Raw genomic sequence first — 18,446 nt, 5'->3', positions numbered from 1 at the left:
CCAGTATCAGAAGCGGTAAGCGATACCAGCGGACACCACGGTGGGGTCCAGCGAATCCTGAGCGCGGATATGACCACCTGCGGCCAGACCGTTGACCTGACCGCCCTTTTCGTAGGCGTGCATGCTCACGAACATCTGCTTGACGTCGGCATTGAAGAACCAGTTGCCAACGAGCTGATAGTCAAAGCCAGCATTGATGGTCGGGCCAGCCGTGAAGGCGGAGTTCAGCGAGCTGCCGTTCGCACCCTGCATGTTGTAGAACCACATCAGGGTCGCACCAACGCCCAGATAGGGGTTGAAGCGCTTGTGGGGGCGGAAGTGCCAAGCGAAGGTCAGCGTGGGGGGCAGAACCCAAGCGCTGCCGACATCGAGCTTGCTGTTGCCCAGAATGCCGCCGGTGGCGCTGACTTCATGGCGGGTGCTGGTGGCGATCAGGTCAACCGAGATGTTGTCGGTGATGAAGTATTCGAACGCCAGTTCCGGCATGGCCTGATTGGTGGTGGACGTATGAGCGCCCGTGCTCAGCGTGCCATTCAGACCCGGAGCCGTGAGCCAGACAGAGCTCTGACGGTCCTGCGGCAGAACGCCGGTGCCGGACAGACGCAGCATCATGTCGCCCTTGCCCAGACCGATCTTGGTGGTGGCGCAGGTTTCGAAAATGCCGCAATGGCCTTTAGCCGCAGGCGCGTCGGGCACGCGGTCAACCACCGGCGCATTCACGTAGGCGGCATTGGAGGTAGCTGTCTGGGCGCGGGCAGCACCCGTCATGGTGGCAACACCAGCAACCATGACCGTAAGGAAAGCGCGGAACTTGACCATACCTGTTGTCTCTTCACTGCAACTTGAAAACTCACCTGCGGAAAGATCATGCCGCGCCTTCCACTACCTTGATCTAGATCAACTTCCATGGCAGTGCGCCAGCAATGCGCACGGGCTGTGACTTTTTGACCACAAGCCCCTTTTTGGCCGTACTCTGGCGGATTTTGAGAGAACCTGTCCGCTTTCACCGGCTTTTTGTCGTGCGGCTGCATACTGGCGGTGGTGCCCGTGTAACAGGCGCAACCCAGACCCGCATGCAGCGCGTCCGTGCCCCGTTATTGATTTATGTCAAAACACTCCGCATAATTACACGCAGTTTCAGCGCCCTGTCCGGGGTAGCAAGGGTATTCATGGCCCCCACCACAGGGGTTTCTGGCCGCCCGGCTGGTTTTTCTGGATTTCAATTGCATGTCCCAGACTCCTCCCCCTCCGTTACACCCCACGGCAGGCCGCCACACGCGCCCCGAAAGGACGGAAGGGGACCTCCAGCACTGCCTGCTGTGCGACCGGAGCCGGGGTGGACTGTGTAACGGGATAGATCGCGACGGGCTTGAAGCTCTGGCCCACTCATCGCGCAGGCTGATACTGCCCCCCGGCTCCACCATGGTGGAGGAAGGGCAGTCGGCGGAGTCGTTCTTCAACATCACACGCGGCACGGTTAAACTGTTCAAATCTCTGCCAGATGGACGGCGGCAGATTACCGGCTTTGCCGATCCGGGGCAGTTTCTGGGCCTCAGCCGCTCGGGCCTGTATGCTTTTGGGGCGGAAACGGTCGATACCGTGCATGCCTGCCGGTTCCAGCGCCCCCAGTTTGAAGCCCTGCTGAACGACCAGCCAGACCTCAAGCGCAACCTGCTGGCCGCCGTAACGGACAAGCTGGCCGAAGCGCAGGAACAGATGCTGCTGCTCGGCCGCAAGACCGCCCGCGAAAAAGTGGCTTCTTTCCTGCTGGGCCGCGCACAGGCAGAGCAAACCATGCTGGGCGATACCCCGCCTGACCCAACCCCCGTAGCCCCCGTGCCCATGACGCGGGTGGACATAGCCGATTATCTGGGGCTGACGATCGAAACCGTCAGCCGCACCATCAGCGCACTACGGCGCGAAAAGCTGATTGCCAGCACGGAAAATCACAGCATCCGCATTCTTCTGCCCGAAGCACTGCGCCAGATCGCCACGGGACAGACTGCGATCTAAAAACCCCCGCACCCTGCATGGCACCCTGTCTGGCAATAAAAAACCGGCCTCCCCCTGAACAGGAAAGGCCGGTTTTTTTTATACTTAGGTGCCGGGCAGAACCGGGTGTTACCACCCGGCGCTGTCAGCCCCTTCGCTACCTGTCAGTTCGCGTCGTCATCCCCATCGGACTCGCCATCGCCCGATGCCGGAGCGGCAGCCCCCTGCTCGGGAGAAACCGCAACGAACAGGGACTGCCCTTCCCGCAGGATCCGCAGCAGAACCGGCTTTTTAGCCGCCAGTGCCGTATGCACCGCGCCGACAACCGCCTTGGGCGTATCTACGCTGGCACCACCAACGGCCTGAATGACATCCCCCGGACGCACGCCAGCCTGATCCGCCGCCGAACCGGGCTCGACATCGCTCACCACCACACCATGCACATCAGCCCCAAGGCCAAGCTGCTGGCGGGTCTGCTGTGTTAGCGGCACAAGAGAGACACCCAGATGCTGCCCGGCGGATGTGGGCGCACCCGGAGCCGAGGCCGCCGAAGTCGCACCCGACAGGTTGCCCACCGTTACCTTGGTGGTTTCCGCCTTGCCGGCACGGATATAACCGATCGTTACCTGCGTGCCCGGCGCAATATCCGCCACCCGGACGGCCAGATCATGCGGGCTGCCGACTTTCTGGCCGTTCAGCTCGGTTACGACATCTTCCGTCTTCAAGCCTGCTTTTTCCGCCGGGCTACCCGGCGCAACACTGGCTACCAGCGCCCCGGCGGGCGGCGCACCCGGCTGGGTGGAAGCGGGCAGGTTGAGCGCACTGGCCATGACGGGCGAAATGGTCTGGGCATTCACACCCAGATAACCGCGCACAACATGGCCGGACTTGCGGAGCTGATCCACCACCGAACGCACCGTATCAGACGGAATGGCAAAGCCGATACCGATGGAGCCACCACCCGAAGGCGACAGGATAGCGGTATTAACCCCCACCACCTTGCCATCCTGCGTGAACAGAGGCCCACCGGAATTGCCACGGTTGATGGGCGCATCCACCTGAATGAAGTTGTCGTACGGGCCTTCGTTGATGTCACGCCCGCGCGCAGAGACAATGCCCGCCGTTACCGTGCCACCCAGACCATAGGGGTTACCCACGGCAATCACCCATTCGCCCGGCTGCACGTCATCAGAACGGCCAAGTTCAATAAAGGGCAGCTTCTGGCTGGACGTAACCTTGAGCAGGGCAAGGTCTGTCTTGCTGTCACGGCCCACCACGCGCGCGGGCAGGGTGGTGCCATCATCCAGCGTGACCGTAACCTTGGTCGCGCCTTTGACCACATGGTTGTTGGTCACCACGTAGCCATCGGCTGAAATCAGAAAGCCCGACCCGCGTGCCTCAACCGGCTGACGCGACTGCTGGGGCATCATCTGGAACGGGAAGGGGAACGGGAAGGGCGAACCGCCGCCCATGCCGCCGCCATTCTCGCTTTCCGCGACGGATGCCTTAATCATGGCGGTAATGGACACCACCGCCGGTTTGACCTGTTTGACCAGACCGACAAAATCAGGAATGCGCTGTTCCGTGCCGGTAGGCTTGATCACCCCGGCCACAGGAGCGGGAGCAGCGGCCGTATCCGCCCGCGCGGCATGTACGCCCAGCGGGGAGGCCACGCCACCCACAAAAAAAGCACACCCGGCCAGCAACGCCGGAACCCGGTTCCGCACGCGGCCACGCTGTTCTTGATTCATCACAGATTTTCCAGACATCACGACCTTGACTGTTCCTTGTTCCATCCCGGCCCATCGCACGGCGCTGGCCCCTGTTCCTAAGGCAACGGGAAGCCTGCCCGCAGTCGGGGGCAACGCGCAACCTTACGCCTGAACCGGTTATATGGTTGCCCCGCAAGGAAAAAAAACCTCACCGGACAGATTCTGGCCCACAGGGGCACCAGCAACAAAACGCGACAAAAACACGCCATGGTGGTGCAAACCGGCTCCGGCTTACCGGCCCGCCCGCCATCCGCATGACCCACCAGCCCGATACTGTGCCCGACTTTCCGCCTTTTTCATGGCGGGATCTGGGGCAATGCTGACAACAGGCTTTTTACGCCGTGGAATCGTCATTGCGTCCACCAGCCCGCAGGGGGGCAAAGAACTCACGCAGCAGGGCTGCCGCCTCGCGCTCGCGCACGCCACCCACCACTTCGGGGCGGTGTAGCGCAGCGGGGCTGTAGGGCAGGCGCGGCCCGTGCTCCAGCCCGCCACCCTTGGGGTCATACGCGCCAAACACCACCCGCCCCACGCGAAAATGCGCCAGAGCCGCCGCACACATGGGGCAGGGCTCCAGCGACACAACCAGCGTACAATCCGCCAGCCGCCGCCCACCGCGCTGGCGCACGGCCTCGCGCATGACCAGCATTTCGGCATGGGCAGAAGGGTCGTGCCATTCCTCCACCCGGTTGCCCGCGCGCGCCAGCACGGCCCCCGCGCCATCGAGCAGCACGGCGCCTACGGGCACCTCACCCCGCGCGGCGGCCTGCCGGGCCTCGTCCAGCGCCAGAGCCATTTCTCCCTCGCGTGCCGCGCTCATCTCGCTTTCATCCTTCATTACCGCCCGCACCCTTTCCACCTCGCTGCCGTATCCCTGCACGGGCATTGCTCACGAAATATTTCAACCAGCGGTGCCAGCCCCACACCCCGCCCCATGAAAAAACTGCCCAGACTCGGCCAGAAGGCAAGTTTTTCCTTGCAATACGGCCCTCCGTTCTGTCATCGTTCCAAAGAACAAACCCCGCCCGGTTCTGTAACATAACGCAATCTGGCAGGGGGGACTGGTAGCCACATGATGGAGAACAGGATCATGAACAGCCTTTCTCTCATTCTTGCAGCGGCAGCTCTGGGAATCGGGGTAGCCGTAGCGGATCGGGTGTCTGATGCGCCCATTAATGCCGCGCAGCCTGCCGTCCATATGATGCCGGTCAGCCTGCCTTCTGTACTGGCACGCTGATACACCAGCGGTTGCGATAGCGCATAGGCAAAACCGCCATGCTGTGGCACCTGAAAGCCCATGGGGCGCTCATATAGCCCCGTGAGCATAAACAGGCAGAGCACAGCAGGCACAGCCATGATGGCAGACCGTCCGGTTATCGGTATCACGCTTGATCTTGAAGAGGGCGGCGCGGATCAGTATTCGCGCTTTGCGTGGTGCGCCATGCGCGAAAACTACCTTTCGGCTGTCAGCACGGCAGGTGGGTTACCTATGGCTCTGCCGCTTTTTCCGCAGCTTGCGCGTGATTACATGGCCAAGGTGGACGGGCTGCTGATTACCGGCGGCGCGTTTGACATAGACCCCGCCCTGTATGGCGAGCAGACCCGGCACCCCAGCGTTACCCTGCGCCCCCGCCGCACCCGCGCCGAAAGCGCCTTTCTGGCCGAAGCCATGGCGCGCGGTCTGCCCGTACTGGGCATATGCGGGGGCATGCAGCTCATGGCCGTGGCCCTTGGCGGCACGCTTATCCAGCATCTGCCCGATACCCTCCCCAACGCCCTGCCGCATGAACAGCCCAACCCGCGTGATGAGGCCAGCCACGCGATAGAGATCATGCCCGGCACGCTGCTGGCGCGCATTGCGCAGGAGCGAACACAGGCCGCCGTCAACTCCGCCCACCATCAGGCCGTGCGCGATGTCGGGCGGGGCCGCGTAAACGCCGTAGCAGAGGATGGCGTGATCGAAGGGGTGGAAGATCCGACACAGGAATTTTTCCTTGGGGTGCAATGGCACCCGGAATTTGGCATAGACCCCGTGGACAAGGCCCTGTTCAGGGCATTTATCAAAGCAACAGGAGAGCAGGGGTGACCCAGGAACCGCGCGCGGAGCGCATTGCAAAGTGGCTGGCCCGATCTGGCGTGGCCAGCCGGCGCGACGCCGAGCGTATGATCGAGGAAGGCCGTATCCGCCTGAACGGTCAGCCAGTGACACACCCGGCCACCTTCGTTAGCGACAACGACATTGTGCAGGTCAATGGCGAGCCCGTGGCCCCGCCCCAGCGCACCCGGCTGTGGCGCTACCACAAGCCGGACGGGCTGGTAACAACCCACCGCGACCCCGAAGGGCGGCGCACCGTGTTTTCCGCCCTGCCAGAAGACATGCCCCGCGTGATCAGCGTAGGCCGCCTCGATCTGAACAGCGAAGGGCTGCTGCTGCTGACCAATGATGGCGAACTGGCCCGCAGGCTTGAGCTGCCCTCCAACGGCTGGCTGCGGCGCTACCGCGTGCGTGTGTTCGGTGTGGTGGACGAGGCGCGGCTGGCAGCACTGGCCAATGGCAGCGTGTTCGACGGCGTGCGCTACGGCCCCATTACCGCGGAGCTGGACTCCAGCAAGGGCGACAATGCGTGGCTGACCGTCTCGCTGCGTGAAGGCAAAAACCGCGAAATCCGTAAAGTCATGTCGGGGCTGAACCTGCATGTCAGCCGCCTGATCCGCACCAGCTATGGCCCCTTCCAACTTGGGGTGCTGCCCCGTGGCGCGCTGGAGGAAGTCTCGCCCCGCGTGCTGCGTGACCAGTTGCCCAAGGCGGAAGAACGCCCGGCCAAGCCCCGCACCCGCACAGAGGGGCAGAACCGCCCCGCTCCTTCAGGCGACTGAGCGTGCGGATTATCGCCGGGAGCCGCCGGGGCCGCATGCTGCACGCCCCCACCGGTTCCACCACACGCCCCACGGCCGACCGCGTGCGGCAGGCGCTGTTTGACATGCTGCTGCATGCCCCATGGGGTGGCCTGCCCCTGCTTGAAGGCGCGCATGTGCTGGACGCCTTTGCAGGCACCGGCGCGCTGGGGCTAGAAGCCCTCTCTCGCGGGGCGGAGCACGTTACGTTTTTCGAGACCGACCGCGCGGCACTGGCCGCCCTGCGGGCTAATATCCACGCCTGCGGGTGGGAAAGCCGCACAACCGTTATCCCGCGTGATGTTGCCTACCCCCGCGCGCCCAACTCCGAGCGGGAACCGGCCCGGCTGGTTTTTCTGGACCCGCCATACCGTCTGGGCCTGCCCACCACCGCCCTGCGCGCCCTGCGCGACAGGGGCTGGTTGGCACCAGAGGCCATTGTGGTAGCCGAAACCGCGCGCGATGAAGCCCTGCCCTTCGCCCCCCCGGAGGAAGATACGCAGGCCGTGGATACCCCCCCACAGGCCCAGCCCCGACAGGCACCCATGGCACAGGCTGCCGCTGGGCAGGCCCCCGCCATTGCGGTACCCCGCCGGAACGGTCTGGTGCTCGAAGCTCTGGGGGAACGCCAGCACGGGGCCGCGCGGCTTTCAATCTGGCGGCTATAAGCGGGTCAGGGCGAAAATTCGTCCGTTCCGCTGGTGAGTATGGCGTGGCTGCGCTAAAGAGCACAAAACAGAAACCCCTCAGCCGCATATCAGAAAGCAGGAGTCCGTCATGGCAGGCAGCGTAAACAAGGTTATTCTTGTGGGTAATCTGGGCAAGGACCCGGAAGTACGCAACAGCCAGAACGGCGCGAAAATTGTCTCCTTCTCGCTGGCCACCAGCGATACCTGGAACGACCGCGCCTCGGGCGAGCGGCGTGAACGCACGGAATGGCACCGGGTCGTTATTTTTAACGAACGTCTGGCCGATGTGGCGGAACGCTTCCTGCGCAAGGGCCGCAAGGTCTATCTGGAAGGCTCGCTCCAGACCCGCAAATGGACCGATCAGGGCGGGCAGGAACGCTTTACCACCGAGGTGGTGATTGATCGTTTCCGTGGCGAACTGACACTGCTCGACAACCGTCAGGATGGCGAAGGCGGCGGTGGCGGCGGCTATGGTGGTGGCAGCAGCTACGGCGGCGGAAACGGTGGTGGCGGTGGCTCCAGCAGCTATGGCGGCTACAACAATGGCGGTTCGGGCGGCGGTGACTATGGCGGCGGCTCTGCCCCGTCATCGTCCTCACGCCTGCCTGCTCCGCAGCGTGGCGGCAATGCACCGGGCGGCTGGGATGCCTCGGGCAGCAGCGATCTGGATGACGAAATCCCGTTCTGATACCCCGTCAGGCGCAGGTCTGACCCACACCAGAGCAGGGGCCTGACAGGGATAAGGGCTGTTTGCCCGCCCGCCCCTGTGGCCTGTTCGCACACACTGTTGCAGACAGGCCATAAAACCACACTTGAACCGGACAAGTATTTCACTCCGGTTACATAAAACTTATCAATTTCTATACGTTATATTCATATTTAAAAAATTCCTCTTTACGTGATCACATAAATTTCTTGGCTGATGAACCCGTTACCGTTATAAGCCGCGTCATTCTTTTCAGGGCAGGCCTCCTGTCGTTGCAAAGGCTGACAACTGATATGATTACTTTACCGCCTGATTATCGTCCGTCCGAAGGTGAGGAGTTCATGAACCCTCTCCAGACGGAATACTTCCGGCAGAAACTGCTTAAATGGCGCGCCGAACTACTGAAGGAAGCCGGGGACACTCTGGCCAGCCTGTCAGAAGGGGGTATTCATGAAGCGGATATCACCGACCGCGCCAGTGTCGAAACCGACCGTGCGCTGGAACTGCGCACCCGCGACCGCGCCCGCAAGCTGATTGGCAAAATCAATCTGGCCCTGCAGCGCGTCGAGAACGGCAGCTACGGCTATTGCGAGGAAACCGGCGAGCCCATCGGCCTGAAACGGCTTGAGGCCCGCCCGATCGCCACCCTGTCCATTGAGGCACAGGAACAGCATGAGCGGATGGAAAAAACCCATCGCGACGACTGATTTACAGCGCCACCGGCAGGGCTGGTACCAACTTTGCCGGTGGAATGATTAATTTTTTCGTTTTTTGATCGCCTCAGTCTTGCGGCGGGGCGCGTGAGCCGCTAGAACCCCCCGCAGGCAACGCTGCTGTAGCTCAGTGGTAGAGCACTCCCTTGGTAAGGGAGAGGTCGACAGTTCAATCCTGTCCAGCAGCACCAGCCTTGCTTTTTCATGACAATTTACGCCTTGCCCCATGCACAGACCCTACGGGTCTGCCTGCATCATGTGGCCCTGCGTGGTGTCCACGGGCTTTCAGCCCCGCAGCGCACCAGCCCGCCGCCCTCAAACAGACAGGCACAAAAAAACCCGGCCTGTATCGCCGGGTTTTAAAGGGGTGGCCGTTACACAGCCAGAGCACCGGGCCTTCAGGCTTCAGGCTTGACCAGCACATGGTGCTTGCGCCCGGCAGACAGCCTGATAGCGCCATCCACCAGATCCTGCACACCAATCAGGTGGTTTTCATCCGCGATCACTACGGTATTCAGCCGGGCGCCACCACCGCGCACCAGCCGCCGGGCTTCGCCATTGCTTTTGGCAAGCCCTGCTTCCGTCAGCAGGCGGAAAGCGGGAATCCCTTCCGCCAGAGCCACCGCAGACACGGCATGCACCGGCAGGTCGGCCGCAACCGTGCGCCCTTCCTCAAAGGTCTGGCGGGCGGCTTCCGCTGCCGCAAGGGCGGCCTCGCGCCCGTGGCACAGGGCTGTGGCCTCGGTGGCCAGCACTTTCTTGGCCTCGTTAATCTCGGCCCCGCCAAGGGCTGCCAGCCTGTCGCATTCTTCCAGCGGCAGTTCGGTAAACAGGCGCAGGAAACGCCCCACATCGGCATCTTCCGTATTGCGCCAGAACTGCCAGTAATCAAAAACCGAAAGCCGGGCCGCGGACAGCCACACGGCCCCGGCGGCCGTCTTGCCCATTTTCGCGCCCGATGCCGTTGCCAGCAGCGGTGTTGTCAGCCCCATGACGGTTTTCTGGTCGGTGCGGCGCACAAGCTCCACACCCGAGACGATATTGCCCCACTGGTCAGACCCGCCAAGCTGGAGCCGCGCATCGTACAGGCGGTTGAGTTCGCGGAAATCGTAAGATTGCAGAATGGAGTAATTGAACTCCAGAAAGGTCAGCCCCTGCTCGCGCTCAAGCCTGCTCCTGACGGAATCAAAAGACAGCATACGGCTGATAGAAAAATGCACGCCTACATCACGCAGCAGATCGATATAGGAGAGCTTGTCCAGCCAGTCGGCATTATTGACCAGACGCGCATCATGCGCACCCGGCGTGCCACCATCTCCAAAACTCAGAAACTGACGCAGGCAGTTTTCAATACCCGCCATATTGGCGCTGATGACATCCTCCGTCATCAGCCGCCGCGCTTCCTCACGGAAGGACGGATCACCAATCCGTGCCGTGCCGCCGCCTATCAGGGCGATGGGGCGATGCCCGTGGCGCTGCAACAGCCGCAGCATCATAATCTGGATTAACCCGCCCACATGCAGGCTGTCCGCCGTGGGGTCAAAGCCAATATAGGCCGTAACGGACTGCTGCTCCATCAACGCATCGAGCGCCTGCGCGTCCGTGCACTGAAAAATGAAGCCGCGCGCCGCTGCCTCCCGCATGAAAGCGCTGCGAAATCCGTTTGCGTCCATTATCCTGTTTTCCTCTCATCCGCCCAAAGCCACGCCCGCACAGGGCTGGCCCCGTCCGGTTCACGCTCTAGCATGGTGGCCAGACAAGCGGAACCGGGGCGGTGGCGTGCTTACGCCGTGCCGCCTACCGTAAGCCCGGTCATTTTAAGGGTGGGCTGGCCCACACCCACCGGCACACCCTGACCGGCCTTGCCGCAGGTGCCAATACCCGGATCAAGCTCCAGATTGCCGCCTATCATGGAAATCTGGTTCATGGCCTCGGCCCCGCTACCGATCAGGGTCGCGCCCTTGACCGGAGCCCCCACCTTTCCATCCTCGATCAGATAGGCTTCCGATGCCGCGAACACGAACTTGCCCGAGGTGATATCCACCTGCCCACCGCCAAAATGCACCGCATACAGGCCACGCTTGACCGAGCGGATCATCTCCTCCGTGGTGGCGGAACCCGGCTGCATGATGGTGTTGGTCATGCGCGGCAGGGGCATATGCGCATAGGATTCGCGGCGGCCATTGCCCGTGGGGGCCATATCCATCAGCCGGGCATTCAGCCTGTCCTGCAGATAACCGCACAGAATCCCGTCTTCTATCAGCACCGTGCGGCTGGTGGGCGTGCCTTCATCATCCACCGTCAGGCTGCCACGCCGGTCGGGCAAGGTGCCATCGTCAATAACCGTCACACCGGGGGAGGCCACACGTGTGCCCATCCGCCCTGAGAACATGGATGTGCCCTTGCGGTTGAAATCCCCCTCAAGCCCGTGGCCCACCGCCTCATGCAGCAGGATACCGGGCCAGCCAGCGCCCAGCACCACTTCCATCTGCCCGGCAGGAGCAGGGCGGGACTCGAGCGCTACCAGCGCCTGACGCAGCGCCTCATCCACCGCACCCTGCCATGTTTCGGCTTCCAGCAGGCGGTTGATGGCATAGCGCCCGCCCAGACCATGGCCACCGCTTTCGCGCCGCCCGTCCTGCTCCACCACAACGGATACATTCAGCCGCACCAATGGACGCAGGTCCGCCACCCGTGCGCCATCGGCCCGGATGATCTGCACCGCCTGCCATTCTCCCGACAGCGAGGCCATAACCTGCACCACCCGGCTGTCCCGCCCGCGGGCATAGGCGTCAATCTCGCTCAGAAGGCCCGAACGGGTGGTAAAATCCGTATCCCCCAGCGGGTTGGCATCGGTATAGAGCCGCTGGTTAGTAGGCCGGGGAGCCTGTGCCAGCGTGCCTGAACGCCCAGCCCGGACAGCCTCAACCGCATTGCCCGCACGCTGCACGGCCTCGCGGCTGAGTTCATCGGCATGGGCAAAGCCCGTTTCCTCGCCCAGCACAGCGCGCAGGCCAAAGCCCGAACTGGTGTTGAACGAGGCGGAGCGGATCACCCCATCATCCAGCGCGATGGATTCGCTCTCGCGGTATTCAAGAAACAGTTCGCCATCATCCATGCCCGCAAGGGCCTTGCGGGTCAGGGTTTCGGCTTCATCACGGCTCAGCGTTGCGCCGGGGCGGGCAAAAAACAGCGTGTCCGTAACCGCCAGCGCCCCCGACGAGCCCGACAGACCGCCTGACTGAGTGAACGATGTCGTCATGACCAAAAACCTTCCCTGACAGGGGCCGAAAAACAGTATGGCGGTAGCGCGGTGTTCAGACGCCGGGCAGCTCGTTTACGGTAACAACACGCCAGCCCGCATCAAGCCGCTCAAGAATGGTGATAGAAAGATTCTGCACTGAAAAATGCAGCGCCGTCTCGGCATGCACCCGCAGCGCATGTGCCAGCGCACAGCGGATAACCCCGCCATGGGCTATGGCCACAACATCCTGCCGGGCGTATTGCGCGGCCAGCCGGTCCAGCAGGTGCCCCACACGCGCGCAGACATCGGCAACGCTTTCTCCCTCCGGCGGGCGGTCAGTCGCCCCTACCGGCCAGAAAGGATGCGGCGGCAGGCGCAGGTGGCCGGGCAGGCGGTCATAGGTCAGCCCCTGCCAGCGCCCCAGATTCTGCTCGATCAGCTCCGGTTCCACCTGCAAGGTGGGCCGGCTACCATCGGCCAGCGTATAGCCCGCATCAAAAATCGCCTCTGCCGTGCGGTGCGTGCGCGATAACGGGCTGACCAGCCAGTGCGCGCGCTCGGGCAGGCGGGCCGCCAGCGCACGATACATGGGCCGCTGCGCCACCAGACTCTCGGGGCAGAGCGGCACATCCATGCTGCCATACATGCACAGGCGGGCGTTTTCCTCCACCAATGCGTGGCGGATCAGCCAGAACCGCGTAATGCCCGCTTCAAGCCGGGGGCCGTCAAGAAAATGCTCCTGCGTGTCCTGCACACCTGCAAGAGCCACGCTGCCGGGGGTAGGATCGCTCATGCGCCTGTTGTGCGGCCCCCGCCGCTCAAGCGCAAGAGCGGAAATACGCCTGCGGCACACGGAGCGGGGTCACGCGCGGCAATGCTTTCCCAGTGATCGAGCACGAATACCAGCTTGCCCAGCACCTGCCCCACATCCCGCACGAGGGCAGCGGTTTCGGTGGCGGCATCGGCCTCTCCTGCCGTAACATGCCGCGCACTGGCCGCAATCCGCAGCGCACCCGCAACACCGCCCAGAGCCTGCGCGCAAGGCAGGGCCACGGGCTGGCCCACATGGCACGGCAGGGCCACCAGAGCGCGCAGGGCCGTGGCATCCGGGCCATCAGGCACGTAAGGCGACAGGTCAGCCTGCAACCAGCGGTGCAGCCTGCGGCTACGCTCCATATCCAGCACGGCGGGCCGCACATGATCCGCTTCGCGGGCAGACGGAGCCAGCACCAGAAAAGTCAGGATACTGTCTTCCCACATCCAGTGGCCCGCCTCACCCGCCTGCGTAGCGGGCAGCAGCCGCACCATGGGGCAGGCACTCAACGCCTTGGCCACACCAGACAAAAACAGGTCGAGCCTGTGCTGCCGCTCCCGCTCCGGGGTTGCGGCAAAAGCCGCCATTTCGGCGCAGGCTCCCTGCCAGCGCAGGAACAGCCCGGCATTGAACCCTTCGGGCAGGCAGGCCGTAGCCGGGGCGGCAGGCCATTCCGTGCGCCATGCGTAATCGGCCAGTCCGGGGGGCAAGCCCGCGTGCTGGCCCTCACCCTCGCCCGCAAGCCTTGCCCGCCAGCGGCGCGGCAGCAGCAGCGCGCCACAGAAGGTCGGCCCGGCATAGAATTTCGACCCCGTGACCATAACCGCCCAACCCCGGCGCAAGAACGCCCCGGCCTGCTCGGGCAGAAACCGGGCCTGACACCCATCCACCAGCACATCCACCTGACCGGGAAAGCGCTGGCACAAGGCCTCCACCCCGGCGATATCAGGCATGACAAGCCCGGTCTTGGACACATCGAGCACATAAAGCAGTACCCGCCGCCCCATGCGGATAGCCTGTTCTATATGCACCGTGCAGTCCGCCAGCACATCGCGCGCTGTCCGCCTCGCGCCATCCGCCTCACGCACGGCAACCGGCACACAGACCGTGCGGGGGGAAAACCCTTCCACCACACCGTCTTTTTCCACCGCCACGCCATGGACGGTGCGGCTGGCGAAATGCCGACCGCGTGCGGCCTGCGGCACACCGGAGCCGGTTTCCTCCGCCCCCGGCAGCACAATGGTAACAGGGCTGCCACGCAGGGCGCACACCGCCGTGGCGGCCATGGCGCAATCCGTGCCGGATGCCGCCAGAATAACGTGATCGGGGCTATCCACACCGAAAAAGCCAGCCAGAAACGCCTTGGTTTCCATAACGGTGGCTGCAACGGTGGCGGCCATGGCCGCCTTATCCGGCCAGTCCCGCGCGAGGGCGCGCACCAACGACAGCCGCGCCGCACGGGCAGCGGCAAACCCGCGTGGAGAAGGATCGGACGCAGTAGAAGAGGCGAAAGCCAGCACCTCAGGCCGGGGCAGACTACCCACACCATAGCGGTTCAGCCCGTTTCCGGCCTGACCATCAAGCCGCTCATCCCCGCCGGATGCAAGAATCCGGGCGGTGGAAGGCAGCAGGTCCCATACGGCACAGGCCCACGGGTGCAGGGTTTCTGCCCCTGCGAGCGCATCCACCCCACGGCTTGCGGGCACCTGCGCCAGCACGGGGGCAAGGGCCATCAGGCAGGCATCCAGCGTGCCGGGCGGGGGGGCGAACGGCTCAGCCAGACAGGCCAGCGGACCGGCAAGGGGCACAACCGCGCCATCTGCCACCGCCAGCCCCGGCGGGGTGGTGCAGGCCGCCGCGCGGGCAGCAGCAATCAGGTAACGGGCGGCAATGGCAGGCAGCACAACCGCGCCTGCGAACAGGGCTTCCAGTTCCCGCAGGAGCAGGGCATTAAAGGAAGGAAACGTATGACAGGCACCCTCTACCCCGCCGGTGGCGGTGGCATCAAGCCCCGCAGTGTCCGGCATGGCGGCGTCCTGACCTGATCTGACTGGCAAGTTCAGCGCTTGGCTCTCCCGTTTCCGTTCATGGACATTCCGGCCACCTTGCCACAAGAAAGCCGTACGCGGGTGCTGCAAAAACGCATGCCTCCACAAACCATAGACCCCGGTTTTTCCAACCATACCATCTTCTTCTGCTGCTGTTAGCCCATGGGTGACGTTTATCTGTCACACTGTCTCCACCGGCACGGATGGCGGTTCACATTGAACGGGCAGGACTGCTAAGAAGTTCAGGACACTGTCAGACTTTTCACACGGGTATGTTTTGCCCATCTCCAGACCAGGAACCCGTATCATTGGCGCGCACAAGCCCACCCGCACAGGACCGTTCATTTTCGCCGCCCCGCAAAAACACGCTGCACCGCCGCCTGGAAGAAGCGGGCGGGCTGTTGTTGTGCGGGCTGGCCTGTGTGCTGCTGGTGGCGCTGGCCAGCTATAATCCGGCTGATCCGTCCTTTGACACCGCCACCGGCCAGCCCCCCACCAACCTGCTGGGGCTGAGTGGCTCTTTTGTAGCGGATGGGCTGTTGCAGGGGCTAGGGCTGGGCGCGCTACTGCCTGCTTTCATGCTGCTGATCTGGGGCTGGCGGCTGATGGCGCACCATGTGCGCGGGCTGGAGCCATGGCCGCTGCTGGGGCTACGGGCTGCTGCGGTGCTGGGCCTGCTCCCTGTGGTGGCGGCCTTGCTAGCGGCCATTCCGCTGCTGTTTACGGCCCTGCCCACCCCGCACTGGCCCTCCGAGGCAGGACTGGGTGGCGGTATTGGCCACTCCATAGCACAGGCGGCGGTTTCGGCTGGCATGGCGGCCATTGGCCCGGCCGGAGGCATGGTAGTGTGGCTCATGGGTGGCTTGCTGGCCTGCATGCTGCTGGCACTGGGCACGGGCCTGCGCCGCGAGGAATGGCTGATACTCTGGCGCGCGGGCAGCTTTCTGGCCCGCATGCCCCTGCGTCTGGCACGCCTTGCCGCCCGCTCGGCCAATGGCGCCATGGCCCGCCAGAACCCGCCCGCGCCACAAGCCCCCACCACACGGCCAGACCCTTACGCACAGCCAGCCTATACGCAGGCCCCACGCACAGCCCCTACGGGCAACGCTTTCGCCGCCACCCGTGCGCCCTCCTACAACGAGGAACTGGACGACCCGGACGACCCCTACGCCATTCCGCGCGCGCAGCGCAGCGCCCACAGCACGCCCGCCACCCTGCCCGAAAGCGGCACCGCCCTTGTGCTGCACCACAGCGCGCAGGCACCAGAGGCAGCCCCCATCGCGCCATCCCATACCGATCTCACCCCCTACAGGCCGGTAACCAATACAGGGCATGACGAGGCGGAGGATGGGTTTTCACCCGCTCTGGCGCGCAGCAACGCGGATGCGCCCTCGCCACTCACACCGCAGCAGGCGGCCCCCGCGCAAGCCGAGCCCTCCCGCAATGGATTGCTGGGGCGGCTGTTCGCCGCAGGCCGCCGCGATGCGACCGACACCCCCACAGCCGGTGGGCAGACAGGCCGCGCCGGGGCCGAACGCCGCCGCACCGGCTGGGAACTGCCGCCAATCTCGCTGCTGCGCCCTGCACCGGCCCATGCCCGCCTCGGCCCTTCGCCCGATGCCCTGAACGCCACGGCCCTGATGCTGGAGCAGACACTGGCCGATTACGGCGTGCAGGGAAAAATCACCGGCATGAGTGCCGGGCCTGTTGTCACGCTATACGAGTTCGAACCCGCACCGGGCATCCGCTCCGCACGCGTGATCGGGCTGGCGGATGACGTTGCGCGCTCGCTCTCGGTGCTGAGCGTGCGTATCGCCACCGTGCCGGGCCGCAATGTCATGGGGATCGAGGTTCCCAACCAGACGCGCGAGACGGTGTATCTGTCCGAGCTGCTCGACCAGCCCTCATGGCGGCAGGAAGCCGGGCAACTGCCGCTGGCACTGGGCAAGGACATAGCGGGCGAGACGGTGCTGAGCGACCTTGCGCGCATGCCGCACCTGCTGGTGGCAGGCACCACGGGCTCGGGCAAGTCCGTGGGCGTGAACGCCATGATCCTATCGCTGCTGTTCCGCTTCTCACCCGAGGAGTGCCGCCTGATCATGATCGACCCCAAGGTGCTGGAACTCTCAATCTATGACGGGATTCCCCATCTGCTGACCCCGGTGGTGACAGACCCGCCCGACGCAGTGAAGGCCCTTAAATGGGTAGTGCGCGAAATGGACCGCCGTTACCGCACCATGGCGCATTTACAGGTGCGCAACATCGCGGGCTACAACGCCCGCGCGGCCGAGGCACTGGCCGATGGCGAGGTGGTGGTGCGCCGCGTGCAGACAGGCTTCGACCCCGAAACCGGCACTCCCGTATTCGAGGAGCAGTCCGTCTCGCTCAACCCCATGCCGTATATCGTGGTTATCATCGACGAAATGGCCGATCTGATGATGACGGCCGGCAAGGAAATCGATGCCTGCGTGCAGCGGCTGGCGCAAAAGGCGCGTGCTGCGGGTATTCACGTTATCATGGCAACACAGCGCCCCTCGGTGGATGTGATTACCGGCACCATCAAGGCCAACTTCCCTACCCGTATCTCGTTTCAGGTCATCAGCAAGTTCGACAGCCGCACCATTCTGGGTGAACAGGGGGCCGAGCAGCTTCTGGGTCAGGGCGATATGCTGTTCATGCAGGGCGGCGGGCGCATTACCCGCGTGCACGGGCCTTTTGTGGCGGACCATGAGGTGGAGCAGGTTGTCGGCTTCCTGAAGGAACAGGGCGAACCCGTCTATGACGAGGATGTGCTGTCCGAACCGGCGGACGAAGCCCCATCTGGGGGCAGCAGCAGCCGTGGCAACAGCGAAAACGGCGAGGCCGACCTGTATACGGAGGCCGTTTCTATTGTCACGCAGGAGGGCAAGGCCTCTACCTCCTTCATTCAGCGCCATCTCTCCATTGGCTATAATCGCGCTGCCAAGCTAATCGAACAAATGGAAAAAGAAGGCGTGATCAGCCGCGCCGACCATGTGGGCCGCCGCAAAGTGCTGGTTGGCCCCAACCGCGAGGACTGAACATGCCCCCCACCGGACGCAGACCGGCCAGACCACAGGCCGGATCGCCCACCAGAACACCTGCCAGACCACCGGCAAAGCCATCGGGCAAACCACGCGCCAGAACGCAGGACAGGCCGCAGGGCAGGGCACACGGCAAAACGCAGGCTGGCCCACAGGACAGAAGCCAGACCGGGCCGCAGGATAAAACGCAGGACAGAACACGCGGCCCCCGCCGCCCCGCTCGTTCCCCAGCCCGCCCTCAAGGGGCGCATAGGGATACCCGTAGCGACCGGGCGGAACGCCCCGCAGCCCCTGCCGGGCGTGAAGGCTTCATCCCTGTCAGCCGGGAAGCCGCAGGCCGCCCCGATGCACGCCACAAGACAGCAGGTGCGCGCCCGCAACAGGGCAAGCCCCACGGGCCGCGCGGCCCCCGGAACGCAGGCAAGGATCGCCCCCGTTCAGGTACCGCACCGGCCCATGCCCGCCACGACAGGCCGGGCAAACCCACCAATGGGCGCACACCGGCTGACAC

At 64.1% G+C, this 18,446-nt stretch carries 17 protein-coding genes and 1 tRNA gene; 11 read left to right on the top strand and 7 right to left on the bottom strand.

The window, feature by feature from the left end; all coding sequences use genetic code 11:
* Window positions 1-6: 6 nt before the first annotated feature.
* Entirely contained in the window at window positions 7-819 is an 813-nt protein-coding gene (locus ABF757_RS10050; RefSeq protein ID WP_025861383.1) for an OmpW/AlkL family protein, read from the bottom strand.
* Between the two features lie 408 nt (window positions 820-1,227).
* On the opposite strand from ABF757_RS10050, the gene ABF757_RS10045 reads away from it, so the two are divergent.
* Window positions 1,228-2,013 carry a Crp/Fnr family transcriptional regulator gene (locus ABF757_RS10045; RefSeq protein WP_415482101.1) on the top strand — a complete coding sequence of 262 codons (786 nt, stop codon included), beginning with the start codon at window positions 1,228-1,230 and terminating at the stop codon, window positions 2,011-2,013.
* Between the two features lie 143 nt (window positions 2,014-2,156).
* Here the strand turns inward: ABF757_RS10045 and ABF757_RS10040 are convergent, their stop codons facing one another.
* Complete coding sequence (locus tag ABF757_RS10040) at window positions 2,157-3,743, bottom strand: Do family serine endopeptidase (protein ID WP_415482100.1); 1,587 nt, start codon at window positions 3,741-3,743, stop codon at window positions 2,157-2,159.
* A gap of 355 nt (window positions 3,744-4,098) precedes the next feature.
* Complete coding sequence (locus tag ABF757_RS10035; protein WP_415482099.1) at window positions 4,099-4,584, bottom strand: nucleoside deaminase; 486 nt, start codon at window positions 4,582-4,584, stop codon at window positions 4,099-4,101.
* Window positions 4,585-4,854: 270 nt separating this feature from the next.
* Here ABF757_RS10035 and ABF757_RS10030 point away from each other — a divergent pair, with 270 nt between their 5' ends.
* The 8 genes from ABF757_RS10030 to ABF757_RS09995 all read left to right on the top strand — a co-directional run bounded on the left by ABF757_RS10030 (window position 4,855) and on the right by ABF757_RS09995 (window position 9,130).
* Window positions 4,855-5,001 carry a hypothetical protein gene (locus ABF757_RS10030; RefSeq protein ID WP_199897899.1) on the top strand — a complete coding sequence of 49 codons (147 nt, stop codon included), beginning with the start codon at window positions 4,855-4,857 and terminating at the stop codon, window positions 4,999-5,001.
* A 117-nt stretch (window positions 5,002-5,118) separates the two neighbouring features.
* Window positions 5,119-5,850: a gamma-glutamyl-gamma-aminobutyrate hydrolase family protein gene (locus tag ABF757_RS10025; RefSeq protein WP_415482098.1), complete on the top strand. Its 732-nt coding sequence runs from the start codon at window positions 5,119-5,121 to the stop codon at window positions 5,848-5,850.
* Window positions 5,847-6,641: a pseudouridine synthase gene (locus ABF757_RS10020; protein ID WP_415482097.1), complete on the top strand. Its 795-nt coding sequence runs from the start codon at window positions 5,847-5,849 to the stop codon at window positions 6,639-6,641. The genes ABF757_RS10025 and ABF757_RS10020 overlap by 4 nt, the downstream gene beginning before the upstream one ends.
* A 35-nt stretch (window positions 6,642-6,676) precedes the next feature.
* Window positions 6,677-7,327, top strand: a complete 651-nt coding sequence (gene rsmD / locus ABF757_RS10015; protein ID WP_415482096.1) for a 16S rRNA (guanine(966)-N(2))-methyltransferase RsmD — start codon at window positions 6,677-6,679, stop codon at window positions 7,325-7,327.
* A 109-nt stretch (window positions 7,328-7,436) separates the two neighbouring features.
* The gene (gene ssb, locus ABF757_RS10010) at window positions 7,437-8,036 is read left to right on the top strand and encodes a single-stranded DNA-binding protein (RefSeq protein WP_415482095.1); all 600 of its coding nucleotides are present in this window, start codon (window positions 7,437-7,439) and stop codon (window positions 8,034-8,036) included.
* 311 nt (window positions 8,037-8,347) lie between these two features.
* Window positions 8,348-8,761 carry an RNA polymerase-binding protein DksA gene (gene dksA / locus ABF757_RS10005; protein ID WP_415482094.1) on the top strand — a complete coding sequence of 138 codons (414 nt, stop codon included), beginning with the start codon at window positions 8,348-8,350 and terminating at the stop codon, window positions 8,759-8,761.
* A 122-nt stretch (window positions 8,762-8,883) separates the two neighbouring features.
* Window positions 8,884-8,958: transfer RNA gene (locus ABF757_RS10000), tRNA-Thr, on the top strand.
* Window positions 8,959-8,971: 13 nt separating this feature from the next.
* A complete protein-coding gene (locus ABF757_RS09995; protein ID WP_415482093.1) occupies window positions 8,972-9,130 on the top strand; it encodes a hypothetical protein in 159 nt (52 codons plus the stop codon).
* Between the two features lie 35 nt (window positions 9,131-9,165).
* Here ABF757_RS09995 and tyrS read toward each other — a convergent pair whose 3' ends face one another.
* From tyrS to ABF757_RS09975, 4 genes are all read right to left on the bottom strand, one after another.
* Window positions 9,166-10,440 (bottom strand): tyrosine--tRNA ligase, encoded by a 1,275-nt coding sequence (tyrS, locus tag ABF757_RS09990; protein ID WP_415482084.1) that lies wholly within the window; start codon window positions 10,438-10,440, stop codon window positions 9,166-9,168.
* Window positions 10,441-10,550: 110 nt separating this feature from the next.
* Complete coding sequence (tldD, locus tag ABF757_RS09985) at window positions 10,551-11,999, bottom strand: metalloprotease TldD (protein WP_415482110.1); 1,449 nt, start codon at window positions 11,997-11,999, stop codon at window positions 10,551-10,553.
* 85 nt (window positions 12,000-12,084) lie between these two features.
* Window positions 12,085-12,804 (bottom strand): histidine phosphatase family protein, encoded by a 720-nt coding sequence (locus ABF757_RS09980; RefSeq protein ID WP_415482083.1) that lies wholly within the window; start codon window positions 12,802-12,804, stop codon window positions 12,085-12,087.
* A complete protein-coding gene (locus tag ABF757_RS09975) occupies window positions 12,801-14,852 on the bottom strand; it encodes a GMP reductase (protein WP_415482082.1) in 2,052 nt (683 codons plus the stop codon). The genes ABF757_RS09980 and ABF757_RS09975 overlap by 4 nt, the downstream gene beginning before the upstream one ends.
* Before the next feature lie 329 nt (window positions 14,853-15,181).
* On the opposite strand from ABF757_RS09975, the gene ABF757_RS09970 reads away from it, so the two are divergent.
* Window positions 15,182-17,932 (top strand): DNA translocase FtsK, encoded by a 2,751-nt coding sequence (locus ABF757_RS09970; RefSeq protein ID WP_415482080.1) that lies wholly within the window; start codon window positions 15,182-15,184, stop codon window positions 17,930-17,932.
* 2 nt (window positions 17,933-17,934) lie between these two features.
* Window positions 17,935-18,446, top strand: a 512-nt coding sequence (locus ABF757_RS09965; RefSeq protein WP_415482079.1) for a hypothetical protein, incomplete at its 3' end; no start/stop codon positions are given.

It is taken from the genome of Acetobacter papayae, assembly GCF_047721125.1.
Lineage (GTDB): Bacteria > Pseudomonadota > Alphaproteobacteria > Acetobacterales > Acetobacteraceae > Acetobacter > Acetobacter papayae.
The sequence above is the reverse complement of the archived record's forward strand: the minus strand, read 5'-3'. Positions and strand labels throughout refer to the sequence as shown.

Bases quoted from the DNA above. Each gene is read 5' to 3' on its own strand.
- ABF757_RS10025 (WP_415482098.1), top strand. From the start codon at position 5,119: ATGATGGCAGACCGTCCGGTTATCGGTATCACGCTTGATCTTGAAGAG.
- rsmD (WP_415482096.1), top strand. From the start codon at position 6,677: ATGCTGCACGCCCCCACCGGTTCCACCACACGCCCCACGGCCGACCGC.
- ssb (WP_415482095.1), top strand. From the start codon at position 7,437: ATGGCAGGCAGCGTAAACAAGGTTATTCTTGTGGGTAATCTGGGCAAG.
- dksA (WP_415482094.1), top strand. From the start codon at position 8,348: ATGATTACTTTACCGCCTGATTATCGTCCGTCCGAAGGTGAGGAGTTC.
- ABF757_RS10045 (WP_415482101.1), top strand. From the start codon at position 1,228: ATGTCCCAGACTCCTCCCCCTCCGTTACACCCCACGGCAGGCCGCCAC.
- ABF757_RS09975 (WP_415482082.1), bottom strand. From the start codon at position 14,852: ATGCCGGACACTGCGGGGCTTGATGCCACCGCCACCGGCGGGGTAGAG.
- ABF757_RS10030 (WP_199897899.1), top strand. From the start codon at position 4,855: ATGAACAGCCTTTCTCTCATTCTTGCAGCGGCAGCTCTGGGAATCGGG.
- ABF757_RS09995 (WP_415482093.1), top strand. From the start codon at position 8,972: ATGACAATTTACGCCTTGCCCCATGCACAGACCCTACGGGTCTGCCTG.
- tyrS (WP_415482084.1), bottom strand. From the start codon at position 10,440: ATGGACGCAAACGGATTTCGCAGCGCTTTCATGCGGGAGGCAGCGGCG.
- ABF757_RS09980 (WP_415482083.1), bottom strand. From the start codon at position 12,804: ATGAGCGATCCTACCCCCGGCAGCGTGGCTCTTGCAGGTGTGCAGGAC.
- ABF757_RS10035 (WP_415482099.1), bottom strand. From the start codon at position 4,584: ATGAGCGCGGCACGCGAGGGAGAAATGGCTCTGGCGCTGGACGAGGCC.
- ABF757_RS10050 (WP_025861383.1), bottom strand. From the start codon at position 819: ATGGTCAAGTTCCGCGCTTTCCTTACGGTCATGGTTGCTGGTGTTGCC.
- ABF757_RS10040 (WP_415482100.1), bottom strand. From the start codon at position 3,743: ATGAATCAAGAACAGCGTGGCCGCGTGCGGAACCGGGTTCCGGCGTTG.